This is a genomic window from Streptomyces flavofungini, assembly GCF_014650815.1.
GTDB classification, from domain to species: domain Bacteria; phylum Actinomycetota; class Actinomycetes; order Streptomycetales; family Streptomycetaceae; genus Streptomyces; species Streptomyces flavofungini.
Map to the genome: position 1 here is coordinate 46,866 of NZ_BMVR01000017.1, position 13,771 is coordinate 60,636.

General features: G+C 72.6%; 13 protein-coding genes. 12 read left to right on the top strand and 1 reads right to left on the bottom strand.

From position 1 onward, the window contains the following. Window position 1 precedes the first annotated feature (1 nt). Genes IE274_RS33320 through IE274_RS33375 form a run of 12 tightly spaced genes read left to right on the top strand, consistent with a single transcriptional unit; the run spans window position 2 to window position 12,991 of the window. Window positions 2-1,294 (top strand): O-antigen ligase domain-containing protein, encoded by a 1,293-nt coding sequence (locus tag IE274_RS33320; RefSeq protein ID WP_190119676.1) that lies wholly within the window; start codon window positions 2-4, stop codon window positions 1,292-1,294. A 16-nt stretch (window positions 1,295-1,310) separates the two neighbouring features. After that, a complete protein-coding gene (locus IE274_RS33325) occupies window positions 1,311-2,588 on the top strand; it encodes a glycosyltransferase (RefSeq protein WP_190119794.1) in 1,278 nt (425 codons plus the stop codon). Continuing rightward, a complete protein-coding gene (locus IE274_RS33330) occupies window positions 2,585-3,838 on the top strand; it encodes a class I SAM-dependent methyltransferase (RefSeq protein ID WP_190119677.1) in 1,254 nt (417 codons plus the stop codon). Before IE274_RS33325 ends, IE274_RS33330 begins: the two co-directional genes overlap by 4 nt. After that, a complete protein-coding gene (locus tag IE274_RS33335) occupies window positions 3,835-4,629 on the top strand; it encodes a glycosyltransferase family protein (RefSeq protein WP_190119678.1) in 795 nt (264 codons plus the stop codon). The genes IE274_RS33330 and IE274_RS33335 overlap by 4 nt, the downstream gene beginning before the upstream one ends. After that, on the top strand, window positions 4,626-5,273 hold the full coding sequence (locus IE274_RS33340; protein ID WP_190119679.1) for a PIG-L deacetylase family protein: 648 nt from the start codon (window positions 4,626-4,628) through the stop codon (window positions 5,271-5,273). The genes IE274_RS33335 and IE274_RS33340 overlap by 4 nt, the downstream gene beginning before the upstream one ends. 3 nt (window positions 5,274-5,276) lie before the next feature. Further along, the gene (locus IE274_RS33345; RefSeq protein WP_190119680.1) at window positions 5,277-6,302 is read left to right on the top strand and encodes an NAD-dependent epimerase/dehydratase family protein; all 1,026 of its coding nucleotides are present in this window, start codon (window positions 5,277-5,279) and stop codon (window positions 6,300-6,302) included. Continuing rightward, complete coding sequence (locus IE274_RS33350) at window positions 6,299-7,597, top strand: DUF4910 domain-containing protein (protein ID WP_190119681.1); 1,299 nt, start codon at window positions 6,299-6,301, stop codon at window positions 7,595-7,597. Before IE274_RS33345 ends, IE274_RS33350 begins: the two co-directional genes overlap by 4 nt. Window positions 7,598-7,602: 5 nt before the next feature. Further along, a complete protein-coding gene (locus IE274_RS33355; protein ID WP_190119682.1) occupies window positions 7,603-8,898 on the top strand; it encodes an MATE family efflux transporter in 1,296 nt (431 codons plus the stop codon). Further along, entirely contained in the window at window positions 8,895-9,869 is a 975-nt protein-coding gene (locus tag IE274_RS33360; protein WP_190119683.1) for a glycosyltransferase family 2 protein, read from the top strand. The genes IE274_RS33355 and IE274_RS33360 overlap by 4 nt, the downstream gene beginning before the upstream one ends. After that, window positions 9,866-11,110, top strand: a complete 1,245-nt coding sequence (locus IE274_RS33365) for a polysaccharide pyruvyl transferase family protein (RefSeq protein ID WP_190119684.1) — start codon at window positions 9,866-9,868, stop codon at window positions 11,108-11,110. Before IE274_RS33360 ends, IE274_RS33365 begins: the two co-directional genes overlap by 4 nt. Then, the gene (gene rfbC / locus IE274_RS33370) at window positions 11,107-11,658 is read left to right on the top strand and encodes a dTDP-4-dehydrorhamnose 3,5-epimerase (protein WP_190119685.1); all 552 of its coding nucleotides are present in this window, start codon (window positions 11,107-11,109) and stop codon (window positions 11,656-11,658) included. Before IE274_RS33365 ends, rfbC begins: the two co-directional genes overlap by 4 nt. Before the next feature lie 7 nt (window positions 11,659-11,665). After that, a complete protein-coding gene (locus IE274_RS33375) occupies window positions 11,666-12,991 on the top strand; it encodes a glutamate-1-semialdehyde 2,1-aminomutase (protein WP_190119686.1) in 1,326 nt (441 codons plus the stop codon). Window positions 12,992-13,011: 20 nt separating this feature from the next. Here IE274_RS33375 and IE274_RS33380 read toward each other — a convergent pair whose 3' ends face one another. Then, the gene (locus IE274_RS33380) at window positions 13,012-13,722 is read right to left on the bottom strand and encodes a phosphatase PAP2 family protein (RefSeq protein WP_190119687.1); all 711 of its coding nucleotides are present in this window, start codon (window positions 13,720-13,722) and stop codon (window positions 13,012-13,014) included. Between the last annotated feature and the right edge of the window lie 49 nt (window positions 13,723-13,771).

Genomic DNA, 13,771 nt, shown 5'->3' on the forward strand with positions numbered 1-13,771 from the left:
GATGGGCGGAGACCTGATACGCCGCCGACTGCCGGGCGGACCGGACACGGCGGGCACCCGGCCCGACGCCGAACCGCGCCGTGTCGTCCCACCCAAGACCGTCGGGATCGTCTGGGCGCTGCTCGCCCTCAACACGCTCGGCTCCGCCGGGGCGAAGACCGTCGTCCCGCTGCCCCGCTCCCTCATCCAGATGGCCACCATGGGCGCGCTGGTCACCGCGTTCACCCTGGCGCTCGCGGTAAATCTCCACCTGCGCATCCGACCCAGCGCCTTCGTGTTCCTGCTCACCCTGCTGCTGGTGCCGAGCGTGATCTCCAGCGCGAACCTGGAGGTCGGGTACGGCGCGCTGTTCCGCTGCGCCCGCCTCGGTCTCTTCGTCGGCACACTGTGGCTGCTCAGCCGCTGGTGGGACGGCAGCACGACGTTCGTCCGGCACCACATCCGGATGTACTTCGCGGTACTCGTGTCGGTGGCCGCGGGCCTCGTCGTCTCGCCGGGCACGGCCATGCCCGAGTACTACGGCGGACGCCTCGTCGGCGCGCTGTGGCCGCTCACCCCGCCGCAGATCGGACAGTACGCCGCGGTGATCATCGGTCTCACCGTGCTGCTCCTGCTCGGCCGCATGACCGACAAGGCCAGCGCCGCGGTGATCATCGTGCCGTCCATCGTCCTGCTCGCCCTGACCCACACCCGGACGGCCACGCTCGGCCTGCTCGTCGGGCTGGTCCTCGCGATCAGCTCGCTCGTCCTGAGCAGCGCCGCCGCCCGCCGCTTCTTCGCCTGGACGGTGCTCATCGCCGTGGTGGCCGCGGTGGCGTTCAGCTCCGCGATGCAGGCCTGGTACCTGCGCGGACAGAGCCAGGAGAACATGTCCAACCTGACCGGCCGGGCCAAGGTCTGGGACGCCCTGCTCGCCGCGCCCCGGACGACCGGGGAGAAGGTGTTCGGGGTCGGCCTGAGCGACAAGTCGTTCGGCGGGCTGCCGATCGACAACAGCTGGCTGGCCGTCTACCACGAGCAGGGTCTGCTCGGCATCACCATCGTGGCGGCGATGATCATCGCCCTCGGTGGCGTCGCGCTGCTGCGGCCGCCGTCGGTGCCGAGAGCCTGCGCGATCTTCCTGATCAGCTACTGCGCGATCTCCTCGTACACCGAGGCGGGCCTCGGCGACGCCTCGCCGTACCTGCTGCACCTGGCCCTGGCCGCCTCGCTCCTGGCGACGCCCGCCCCGGCCACGGCCCTGACGAAGGCCGAAGTCCCCAGACGACGTATCCCGCGATGGGCCCGGAGGTGAACCGACCATGCATGACTTGCACGTCCTAGTAGTGCACAACCGCTACTCCTCGGCCCAGCCGAGCGGGGAGAACAGGGTCGTCGACGAGGAGGCAGCGGTGCTGCGCTCGGCCGGCCACCGGGTCGACGTGTTCGAGCGGCGCAGCGACGACATCGCCGCCCGGTCCCTCCTCGGCAAGGTCAAGGTGCCGCTCCTGGTGCCGTGGAACCCGGCGGTCCGCTCGGAACTCGCCGCCCGGCTCCGCGCCGAGCGGCCGGACGTGGTGCACGTCCACAACGTCTTCCCGCTCCTGTCGCCCGCGGTCCTCGCCGCCTGCGCCGACGCCGACGTGCCCGTCGTCGCCACACTGCACAACTACACCCAGGTCTGCCTGCCCGGCACCCTGCACCGGGACGGCCGGGAGTGCACCGAGTGCGTCGGGTCGCGGGCGGCGCTGCCCGCCGTCCGGCACGGCTGCTACCGGAACTCCCGCCTCGCGACGGTGCCGCTCGCGGTCAGCCTGGCGGTCAACCGGCGGCGCTGGTGGTCCGGCGTGGAGCGGTTCTTCTGCATCTCCGCGGCGCAGCGCGACGTCCTGGTGCGGTCCGGCATGCCGGCCGAACTGCTCGCGGTGAAGCACAACTTCGTCCCCGACCCGGGCGTCCGACGAGCGGGAGCGGGCGAGCATCTGCTCTTCCTCGGCCGCCTCGCCGAGGCCAAGGGCATGCGGCTGCTCATGACCGCGTGGGACGAGATCGCCGCGGCGGGCGGTGTGGGCGTGCCGCTCGTGCTCGCCGGGGCGGGGCCGCTGGAGCGGGAGGTGACCGCCTGGGCGGCGGGCCGGGACGACGTGCGCTACCTCGGCCTGCGCGACCCGGAGCAGTGCCGGGAGGCCGTCGCGCGGTCGGTCGCCGTGGTGGCGCCGTCGATGGCGATGGAGACCTTCGGCCTGGTCGTGGCGGAGGCGATGGCGGCCGGGGTCCCGGCCGTCGCCGCCGGGCACGGCGCCTTCGTCGAACTCGTCGAGGACGGGGTGACCGGGCTGCTGCACCGGCCGGGCGATGCCGGCGCGCTCGCGTCCTGCATCCGCCGGATCGCGGCCGAGCCGGACCGCAACCGGGAGATGGGCCGGGCGGCCCGGCGCCGATACGAGCAGGGGTTCAGCCCGGCCGTCGGCCTGGAGCGCCTGGTGGAGGGGTACCGCACCGCGATCGCGGGTCGGTCGGGCGGCGGGCACACCGCGCCGCCGGTAAGGAACGGAAACGCTGGCTCGCGGCGGGGCACCCGCGCGGGCAGGGATGGGGGCAGTAAATGACACGATGCCGACTCTGCGGCTCGGCGGCGTTGGGGAGCGTCGTCGATCTGGGGGCGACCCCGCCGTGCGAGAGCTTTCTCGCCGTGGACCAACTGGACAAGCCGGAACCGGCGTACCCGCTGCACCTGCGGGTCTGCACCGACTGCTGGCTCGCGCAGATCCCGCCGCTGATCACGCCGGAGGAGACGTTCAGCGAGTACGCGTACTTCTCCTCTTTCTCGACCTCCTGGGTGGAGCACGCGCGCACGTTCGTCGCCGACGCCGCGGAGCGGGTGGGCCTCGGCCCCGACGCCTTCGTGGTCGAGGTCGCGAGCAACGACGGGTACCTGCTGAAGCACGTGGTGGACCGGGGGATCCGCTGCCTGGGCATCGAGCCGTCGGTGAACGTGGGCGCCGCCGCGCGCGACGCGGGCGTGCCCACGCTCACGGAGTTCCTGTCCCCGGACACCGGCTCGGCCGTCCGCGCCGAGCACGGCCCGGCCGACCTGGTCGTGGCCAACAACGTGTACGCGCACATCCCCGACGTGGTCGGGTTCACCGAGGGCCTGCGCGCCCTGGTCGCCGACGACGGCTGGGTCTCCATCGAGGTGCAGCACCTGCTGACCCTGATCGAGGAGAACCAGTACGACACGATCTACCACGAGCACTTCCAGTACTACACGGTCGCGTCCGCGATCCGGGCCCTCGCGAGCGGCGGACTCGCCCTCGTGGACGTCGAGTTGCTGCCCACGCACGGCGGCTCCATCCGGCTGTGGGCCCGCCCCGCCGAGGTGGCCGACGAGCCGTCCTCGCGCGTGGCCGACGTCCTCGCCCGCGAGAAGGCGGCCGGGCTGCAGGAGCTGTCCGGGTACACCGAGTTCTCCGCCCGGGTCGACAAGGTGCGCCGGGACCTCCTGAAGTTCCTCATCGAAGCGGCCGAGCGCGGCGAGAAGGTCGTCGGCTACGGCGCTCCCGGCAAGGGCAACACCCTGCTCAACCACTGCGGCATCCGGCCCGACCTGCTCGCGTACACGGTCGACCGCAATCCCTACAAGCACGGCAGGTACACCCCGGGCACCCGCATCCCGATCCTGCCGCCCGAGCAGATCGCCGTCGACAAGCCCGACTACGTCCTCGTCCTGCCGTGGAACCTGCGGGACGAGCTCATCGAGCAACTGTCCTTCGTCCACGACTGGGGCGGTCGTCTTGTCTTCCCCATCCCGGAACTGAGCGTGGTCGAGGCCGGCGTCGTGAAAGAGGTCACAGCATGAAGGTCGTCCTGTTCTGCGGCGGTTACGGGATGCGGATGCGCAGCGGCTCCGCCGACGACGTGCCCAAGCCGATGGCGATGGTCGGCCCCAGGCCGCTGATCTGGCACGTCATGCGCTACTACGCGCACTTCGGGCACACGGAGTTCATCCTGTGCCTCGGATACGGGGCGCACCACATCAAGAACTTCTTCCTCAACTACGAAGAGACGACGTCCAACGACTTTGTGCTGAGAGGCGGCCGGACCGAGCTCCTGTCCACCGACATAGCCGACTGGACGATCACGTTCGCGCAGACCGGCATCGAGTCACCCATCGGGGAGCGACTGCGCCGGGTGCGCCAGCACCTGGACGGCGACGAGATGTTCCTCGCCAACTACGCCGACGTGCTCACCGACGCCCCGCTGCCGGAGATGATCGACAAGTTCGCCCGGCGCGACGCCGGGGCGTCGATGATGGTGGTGCCGCCGCAGTCCTCGTTCCACTGCGTGGACCTGGCCGAGGACGGCCTGGTGGGAGGCATCACCGCGGTGAGCGACATGCCGCTGTGGGAGAACGGCGGCTACTTCGTGCTCCGTCAGGAGGTCTTCGATCACATCCCGGAGAACGGGGACCTGGTCGCCGACGGCTGCGCCCAACTGGCCAAGCAGGGACGACTGGTGGCGCACCAGCACCGAGGCTTCTGGAAGCCGACCGACACCGTGAAGGAGCGGGCCGCGCTGGACGACGCCTACGCCCGGGGCGACCGGCCGTGGGCCGTGTGGGAGCGGGACAAGTCCGGGGTGAGCGCGTGATCCGGCTCGGACCCGGGCGCCTGGACCGGATCGTCGCGGTGGGCGCGCACTGCGACGACATCGCCATCGGCGCCGGTGGCACGCTGCTGACCCTGTGCCTGGCCCGGCCGGGCCTGCGCGTCGACGCGCTGGTGCTCTCCGGCGGCGGCAGCGAGCGCGAGGACGAGGAGCGGGCCGCGCTCGCCGCCTTCTGTCCGGGCGCCGAACTCCGCCTGACCGTCCTCAAGTTGCCGGACGGCCGACTCCCCACGCGCTGGGAGGAGGCCAAGGCCGCGGTCGAGGAGCTACGCGGGCAGAGCGACCCCGACCTGGTGCTCGCGCCGCGTACCGAGGACGCGCACCAGGACCACCGCGGCCTGGCGAAGCTGATACCCACCGCGTTCCGCGACCACTTGGTCCTCGGCTACGAGATCGTCAAGTGGGACGGCGACCTCGGCCGCCCGTCGGCGTACCAGCCGCTGACACCGGAGATCGCCGAACAGAAGGTGCGGCTGCTGCAGGAGCACTACCTCTCGCAGCGGCACCGGCCCTGGTACGACCGCGAGGCCTTCCTCGGCCTCGCGCGGATCCGCGGAATCGAATGCCACGCGCGGTACGCCGAGGCGTTCGCCGCCACCAAACTCATGCTCGATCTGGGGGACTGAACCTTGCGCGTACTGCTCACCGGACACCAGGGCTACCTGGGCACCGTCATGGCCCCGGTCCTCGCCGCCGCCGGGCACGAGGTGGTCGGCCTCGACTCCGGCCTGTTCGCCGACTGCGTCCTCGGCCCGAGGCCCGCGGACCCCGCGGGCCCCCGGGTGGACCTGCGTGACGTCACAGCCGAACACGTCGCCGGGGTGGACGCCGTGATCCACCTGGCCGCGCTGTCCAATGACCCGCTGGGATCGCTCGCGCCGGAGCTCACTTACGACATCAACCACCACGCCTCCGTGAGCCTGGCCAGGCTGGCGCGCGAGGCCGGCGTGCGGCGCTTCCTGTACGCGTCCACCTGCTCGGTCTACGGCGCGGCGGGCGGCGGCGACCTGGTGGGCGAGGACGCCCCGCTGCGCCCGGTGACGCCGTACGCGGAGTCCAAGGTGCGGGTGGAGGACGACCTGCACACGCTCGCCGACGGCGACTTCAGCCCGGTCTACATGCGCAACGCCACCGCCTTCGGCTTCTCGCCCCGGCTGCGCGCCGACATCGTGCTGAACAACCTGGTGGGTCACGCGCTGCTGTCCGGGGAGGTCCTGGTGATGTCCGACGGGACCCCCTGGCGCCCGCTGGTGCACGCCGCCGACATCGCACGGGCCTTCACGGCCGCGCTGACCGCGCCGCGCGAAGCGGTGCACGACCGGGCGTTCAACATCGGCAGCGAGGTCAACAACGTCAGGGTCGCCGAGATCGCCGAGCAGGTCGCCGAGGCGGTGTCCGGCTCGAAGGTGGTGATCACGGGGGAGACCGGCGCCGATCCGCGGTCCTACCGGGTGGACTTCTCCCGGTTCCGGGCCGCGATTCCCGGCTTCGACTGCGCGTGGACGGTACGGCAGGGTGCGCTCGAACTCGCCGAGGCCTACCGGAAGTTCGGGCTGACCCAGGAGAATTTCGAGCACCGCTTCACCCGCCTCGCCGTGCTGCGCGCCGCGTCCGAGGCGGGCACCGTCGACGACACCCTGCGGCGGCGCCGATGACCGCGTCCGGCGAGCAGCCGGCGACCTCGACCGGCGAGCAGATGCACGCGCTGGTGGAGCGGCTCTACCCGCTCTGCCGGAGCATCACCGGCGACGGCGTGCGCGCCACCCTGGACATCGTCGGCGAGTACGTCCCCCTGCAGATGCACGAAGTGCCGACCGGGACGCACGTGCTCGACTGGACCGTGCCGCAGGAGTGGAACATCCGGGACGCGTACATCGCCGACGCCTCCGGCAACCGGGTCGTCGACTTCGCCGCGTCCAGCCTGCACGTGCTCGGCTACAGCGTGCCCGTGTCGCGGACCATGCCGCTGGCCGAACTCCGGGAACACCTGCACACCCTGCCGGACCACCCGGGCTGGGTGCCGTACCGCACCAGCTACTACAAGCCGGCCTGGGGCTTCTGCCTGGCCCAGGAGACCTTGGACGCACTGCCCGACGGCGACTACGAGGTGCGCGTCGACTCCACGCTCGCGGACGGCCATCTCACCTACGCCGAGCACGTCGTCCCCGGGCAGGTGGCCGACGAGGTGATCGTCTCCTGCCACACCTGCCACCCGTCGCTCGCCAACGACAACCTGGCGGGCATCGCGGTGGCGACGTTCCTGGCCCGCGCGCTGGCGCAGGAGACGCCGTACTACACCTACCGGTTCATCTACGCGCCCGGCACCATCGGGGCGATCACCTGGCTGGCCCGCAACGCGGACCGGATCGAGCGGGTCAAGCACGGGCTCGTGCTGGCCTGCGCGGGCGACTCGGGGCAGCTCACGTACAAGCAGAGCAGGCGCGGCGACGCGGAGATCGACCGGGTGCTGCGGCAGGTGCTCGCCGCCTCCGAACGGCCGCACCACGTCACCGAGTTCACCCCGTACGGCTACGACGAGCGGCAGTACTGCTCGCCCGGGTTCGACCTCGGTGTGGGCTCGCTCAGCCGGACTCCGTACGCCGGGTATCCCGAGTACCACACCTCGGCGGACAACCCGGACTTCGTCTCCCCGGAGGCGATGGCGGACACCCTCGCCGTCTGCCGCGAGGCGTTCGGCGTACTCGACCGCAACCGGCGGTACGTCAACCTCAGCCCTTACGGGGAGCCGCAGTTGGGGCGACGCGGGTTGTACGACTCGCTCGGCGGCCGCAGCGACGCGAAACAGGCCCAGATGGCCATGCTGTGGGTGCTCAGCCTCTCCGACGGCGAGCACAGTCTCCTCGACGTCGCCGAGCGGGCCGGGCTGCCGTTCGACACCGTCGCCGCCGCGGCCGGGGCCCTGCACGACGCAGGGCTGCTCAAGGCGTGACGCCGATGACCACCGGGAAGCAGAAGCAGGCGGCAGCGGCGGCCCGGCCGACCGCCAGGCGGGCCATGGCCGGCCGGCTGTCCTGGGGCCTGGCCGACCAGGCGGTCTGCAGCATGACCAACTTCGCGGTGGGGATCTACGTGGCCCGCTCGCTGGGCCTGTCGGCGTTCGGCGTGTTCAGCCTGGCCTGGGTGACCTACGGCGTGGTGCTCAGCGTCTCCCGCGGCCTTGCCACCGACCCCCTCGTGGTGCGCTTCAGCGGCGTGTCGACCGAGTCCTGGCGCGCGGCGGCGGCCCGGTCGTCGGGTACCGCGCTCGGCGTCGGCGGTGCCATCGGCGCGGTGTGCCTGGTGGTCGGGCTGAGCGTCGGCGGCCGCGTGGGGCCCGCGTTCGCCGCCCTCGGCGTGGTGCTGCCGGGGCTGCTCCTGCAGGACGCCTGGCGGTACTCGTTCTTCGCCGCGGGCACCGGGCGGAAAGCGTTCGTCAACGACCTCCTGGGCGGCGTCGCGCTCGTCCCCGCCCTGCTGGTGGCGGCCCGGGTGGGCAGCGTCGCGGCCTTCGTACTCGCCTGGGGCGCCGCCGCCGCGGTGGCCGCCGCGTACGGCTGCCTCCAGTCCGGCATCCGGCCCCAGCCGACCGGGGCGCGCGCATGGCTGCGCGAGCAGCGTGACCTCGGCTACCGGTACCTCGTCGAGAACGTCGGCGTCAGCGGCGCCTCCCAGCTGCGGGCGTACGGGCTCGGCGCGATCGTCGGCGTCAGCGCGGTGGGTGTGGTCCGGGGCGCCGAACTCCTGCTCGGCCCGTTCCTGGCCGTACTCATGGGCCTGTCACTGGTCACGGTCCCGGAGGCGGCACGGGTGCTGCGGCAGGCCCCGCACCGCCTCGGCAGGTTCTGCCTCATGCTGTCCGGCGCCCTGGCCGGCGCCGCGCTGCTGTGGGGCGCGGCGCTGCTCCTGGTGCCGGACCGGGGCGGCGAGCTCGTGCTCGGCGACGTCTGGGGTTCCGCGTCGGACCTCATCGTGCCGGCTGCGCTCGGCGTCGCGGGCAGCAGCCTCGGCATCGGCGCGGCCGCCGGACTGCGCGCCCTCGCCGCCGCCCGGCGCAGCCTGCGCGCCCAACTCTTCGCCTCCACCTGCTATGTCGGCGGCGGGCTCGGTGGTGCCGCCGTGGACGGCGCGGTCGGCTCGGCCTGGGGCGTCGCCGCCGCGACCATCATCAGCTCAGCCGTGTGGTGGCTCCAGCTGCGGATCGCCCTGCGCGAGCGCCGCCACCCATCCATTCCCGAAGTGAGGACGTCATGACCGCCCAACCCCGGCTGAGCATCGGCCTGCCCGTCTACAACGGCGAGGAGTACCTCGCCGAGGCGCTCGACGCCCTGCTCGGCCAGACCTACGCGGACTTCGAGCTGGTCATCTCCGACAACGCCTCGACCGACGGGACCCAGGACATCTGCCGCAAGTACGCCGCGCAGGACTCGCGCATCCGCTACATCCGGCTCGCCCGGAACATCGGCGCCGCGCCGAACCACAACTACGTGTTCACCCAGTGCCGCGGCGAACTGTTCAAGTGGGCCTCGCACGACGACCTGTACGCCCGTGACCTGCTGCAGCGCTGCGTAGCGGCCCTCGACGAGCGGCCGCACGTGATCCTCGCGCACGCCGACCAGGCGGTCATCGACGAGAACGGCCAGGTGAAGGTCCCCTACGAGTACACGCTCGCCACCGACTCGCCGAGCGCCCCGAAGCGCTTCCGCAGCATGCTGTTCGAGCCCGGCGGAGACGACTTCTACGGGGTGATGCGGGCCGACGTACTGCGCCGGGTGAAGCCGCACGACAGCTATCACCACGCGGACCGCACGTTCGTCGCCGAGATCGGCCTGCACGGGCCCTTCCACCAGGTGCCGGAACTCCTGTACTTCCGCCGCGACCACCCCACCCGCGCCGAGCGGGCGAACCCCTCCAAGCGCTCCCGGTGCGTCAACCTGGACCCGCGCCGGTCCGGGCCGCTGCACCCGACGCCCCGGCTGCTCGCCGAGTACGTCTGGGGCTTCGTCTCGGCGATCCGGCGGGCGCCGCTGTCCTCGGCCGACCGGCGCGCCTGCTACCGGCACCTGGCCGCGTGGATGGCCAGCCGGGTCCGGCCGGGCGCGGGCGAGCGGGTCGAGGACCGCGCCCCGGTCGACCCCGCGCGGCACACGGTCTCCGTCGACGCGCTCGTCGCCGGACGTGAAGGCCGCGGAGGCCGCGAGGGTCATGAAGGGAGCCAGGCGTGACGTCCGCGCCCGAAATCCCGGTGCGCGTCGGGGTGTTCGGCCTGCTCGGCTCCGGCAACCTCGGCAACGACGGGTCGCTGGAGGCCGTGCTCGGCTACCTCCGCGCCCAGCACCCGAAGGCGGTCGTGGACGCGCTGTGCGGCGGACCCGAGGTCGTCTCCGCCCGGTACGGCATCCCCGCGACGCGGCTGCACTGGTACCGCGGGGAGTACCGGACCGCGTCGCGGGCGGGCGCGATCGCCGGGAAGGGGCTCGGCAAGCTCGTCGACGTCGTCCGCACCGCCGCCTGGGTGCGGCGGCACGACGTGGTGATCGTGCCGGGCATGGGCGTCCTGGAGGCCACGCTGCCGCTGCGGCCCTGGGGCTTCCCGTACTCGCTGTTCCTGCTCTGCGCCTCCGGCCGACTGCTCGGCACCCGGGTCGCGCTGGTGGGCGTCGGTGCCGCGCCGATCGGCAACCGGCTGACCCGGGCCCTGGTGCGCTGGTCGGCGCGGTGCGCCAGGTACCGGTCGTACCGGGACGACCTGTCCCGCGACGCGATGCGGGGGATGGGCGTGGACACCGCGCGTGACGAGGTCTACCCGGACCTCGCCTTCGCCCTGCCGACGGTTCCGGCGAGCCCGCCCTCGGACTCGCCGGGACCGGTCTGCGTCGGCGTCATGGACTTCCACGGCGGCGACGACGACCGCGCCCGCGCCGAGGAGATCCACCGGCGCTACCTCGACGGGACCACCCGGTTCGTCCGCGCGCTGGTCGAGGACGGCAGGCCGGTCCGGCTGGTCACCGGCGACGCGTGCGATGAGCCGGTGGTCGCCGCGATCCTCGCCGCGGTGAACTCGCCGCTGGTCACCGCGGCCAAAGCGGCCTCCCTCGCCGACCTCATGAAGGAGATGGCGGCTGCCGACACCGTGGTGGCGACCCGCTACCACAACCTGATCTGCGCCCTGAAGGTCGGCACCCCGACGCTCGCGCTCAGCTACGCGGCCAAGAGCGACGCGCTGATGGCGCAGATGGGCCTCGCCGCGTACCGCCACCCGGCCCGCGAGGTCGACGCCGACCGGCTGCTCGCACAGTTCCGGGCGCTGGAGCAGCGATCGGCGGAGCTGCGGCGGACCCTCACCGAGCGGAACCAGGCGGCCACCCGGCGCCTGACGCACCAGTTCACCGCCCTGACCACGGCCGTGTTCCCGGCGACCGACCGCGCCCAGCCCCAAGCCACTGCCCTGCGGGAGACTCCATGAAAGCGACCGAAGTCCCGGCGATCGACGGCGCGTACCTCTTCGAACCGACGCCGTACGCCGACGAGCGCGGCTTCTTCTGCCGCACCTTCGACGCCGACGTGGTCCGCTCGGTGGGCCTGGACCCGGACGCCTTCATCCAGGACAGCGTGTCCCGCTCGGTCCGGGGCGTGCTGCGTGGCCTGCACCTGCGCTCCGGCGACGGCGAGGCCAAGCTGGTGCGGTGCTCGTACGGGAAGATCTTCGACGTCGTCGTGGACCTGCGGCCGGACTCGCCGACGTACCGCAACGTGGCCTCGTTCGAGCTGTCCGGCGAGACGCAGGTGACCCTGTACATCCCGGCGGGGTGCGCGCACGGCTTCCAGGCGCTGACCGAGACCGCCGACACCTCGTACCGGATCGACCGCCCGCACGACCCGGCCGAGGACGTGACGATCGCCTTCGACGACCCGGAGCTCGCCATCCCCTGGCCGCTGCCGGCCACGTCGATGTCCCAGCGGGACCGGGAGGCGCCGAGCCTCGCCGTGGCCCTGAAGCAGAAAGAGAGCTGAAGTCGGCGTGGACAACGAGGACTTCCCGCTGCCCCGGTCGCGGCGGGCGAACGAGCGACTGCACGCCATGGTCCCCGGCGGTGCGCACACCTACGCCAAGGGCGACGACCAGTACCCCGAGAACCTGGCCCCGGTCATCAGCCACGGCCAGGGTGCCCACGTGTGGGACGTCGACGGTAACCGCTACATCGAGTACGGGTCAGGGCTGCGGTCGGTCAGCCTCGGCCACGCGCACCCGCGCGTCCTTGAGGCGGTGCGGCGGGAACTCGACCGAGGCGGCAACTTCGTGCGGCCGTCCATCGTGGAGGTCGAGGCCGCGGAACGCTTCCTGGCCACGGTGCCGACCGCCGAGATGGTGAAGTTCGCGAAGAACGGCTCCGACGCCACCACCGCCGCGGTACGCCTCGCCCGCGCCGTCACCGGGCGCCCGCGGGTGGCCGTCTGCGGCGACCATCCCTTCTTCTCCGTCGACGACTGGTTCATCGGCACCACGCCGATGGCCGCCGGGATTCCGGCGGCGACCACCGAGCTGACCGTGGCCTTCCCTTACGGGGACCTGGCCGCCACGGAGGAGCTGCTGACCCGGTACGAGGGCGAGGTCGCCTGCCTGATCCTCGAACCCGCGGGCCACACCGAGCCGTCACCCGGTTACCTCACCGGCCTGCGCGAGCTGGCCGACCGGCACGGCTGCGTCCTCATCTTCGATGAGATGATCACCGGCTTCCGCTGGTCGGAGGCGGGCGCTCAGGGCCTGTACGGGGTCGTGCCCGACCTCTCCACGTTCGGCAAGGCGCTCGGCAACGGGTTCGCTGTCTCCGCGCTCGCCGGGCGCCGCGATCTGATGGAGCGGGGCGGCCTTCGCCACTCCGGTGAGCGGGTGTTCCTGCTGTCCACCACGCATGGCGCGGAAACGCACTCGCTCGCCGCCGCGATGGCTGTGCAGGCCACGTACGTCGAGGAGGGCATCAGCGCGCGGTTGCACGCCCTCGGCGAGCGGTTGGCCGCCGGTGTCCGCGCGGCGGCGTCCGGCATGGGCGTCGGCGATCACGTCGTCGTCCGGGGCCGGGCCAGCAACCTGGTCTTCGCCACCCTCGACGAGAAGGGGCAGCCGTCGCAGGAGTACCGCACCCTGTTCCTGCGCCGACTCATCGAAGGCGGAGTCCTCGCCCCGTCGTTCGTGGTGAGCAGCGCGCTCGACGACGCCGACATCGATCGCACCGTCGAGGTGGTGGCGCAGGCGTGTGCGGCCTACCGGAAGGCGCTCGACGCCGGTGACCCCACGCCGTGGCTGGGCGGGCGGCCGGTGAAGCCCGTGTTCCGCCGCTTGGCGTGACGCGGTGAAGTGATGCTACGTCAGCGAGGCTCGCGCTGACCGGCGTCGGAAGTCCGCTCGCCCGGCTGGTCGGCCGCCCGGTCGCCCAGCCGGGTGGCCGTCCGGTCGACCAGCCACGCGGTCGCCGGTGTCACCGCCAGCGCGGTGCACCAACCGCCGAGGACGTCGGTCGAGTAGTGCGCGCTCAGGGCGACCTGCGCCCAGCCCATGACGGCGCCCGCGACCAGCGCGGCGGCGAGCACGAGGGAGACGCCGGCCGTCCTTGCGAGGCCGAACCGGCTGGTCGCGAGCAGCGCCACCGAGAGGGCGAGCGCGGTGGCGAAGGCGGTGTGCCCGCTCGGGTACGACAGGTTGTCGGGGCCGTGGATGGTGCGTCCCACCAGGTGCTTGAGCAGCGTCGCCGTCACCACGGCCACGCCGGGGCCGACCACGACGAGCACCGCTGCGCGACGACGCCGAAGCAGTAGGCAACCGACCACGGCGGCCGCGACCAACAGCGCCGCTCCGGCGGGCTCCCCCCAGAAGTCCGTGGCGAGGGCGACGTTCCGCCACGGCGGCCGCACGCTGTCGGCCGTCGGCGAGACGATCCACCGGTCCACCGTGCCGGGTTCGCTGTCACCGGCATAGCGGACGCCGAGCGCGACGACCGCCAGCGCGGCGAGGGCTGCGATCAGCCCGAGCCATGCGCGCAGCGACGGGGGCAGCACCGGGGGCCCCGACCGGCCGGTCACACGCTCACCGCGCCTGGTCGGTCCACGGCAGTGACGTTCCTGTGAGCCT

Bases quoted from the DNA above. Each gene is read 5' to 3' on its own strand.
- IE274_RS33360 (WP_190119683.1), top strand. From the start codon at position 8,895: ATGACCGCCCAACCCCGGCTGAGCATCGGCCTGCCCGTCTACAACGGC.
- IE274_RS33330 (WP_190119677.1), top strand. From the start codon at position 2,585: ATGACACGATGCCGACTCTGCGGCTCGGCGGCGTTGGGGAGCGTCGTC.
- IE274_RS33320 (WP_190119676.1), top strand. From the start codon at position 2: ATGGGCGGAGACCTGATACGCCGCCGACTGCCGGGCGGACCGGACACG.
- IE274_RS33355 (WP_190119682.1), top strand. From the start codon at position 7,603: ATGACCACCGGGAAGCAGAAGCAGGCGGCAGCGGCGGCCCGGCCGACC.
- IE274_RS33335 (WP_190119678.1), top strand. From the start codon at position 3,835: ATGAAGGTCGTCCTGTTCTGCGGCGGTTACGGGATGCGGATGCGCAGC.
- IE274_RS33350 (WP_190119681.1), top strand. From the start codon at position 6,299: ATGACCGCGTCCGGCGAGCAGCCGGCGACCTCGACCGGCGAGCAGATG.
- rfbC (WP_190119685.1), top strand. From the start codon at position 11,107: ATGAAAGCGACCGAAGTCCCGGCGATCGACGGCGCGTACCTCTTCGAA.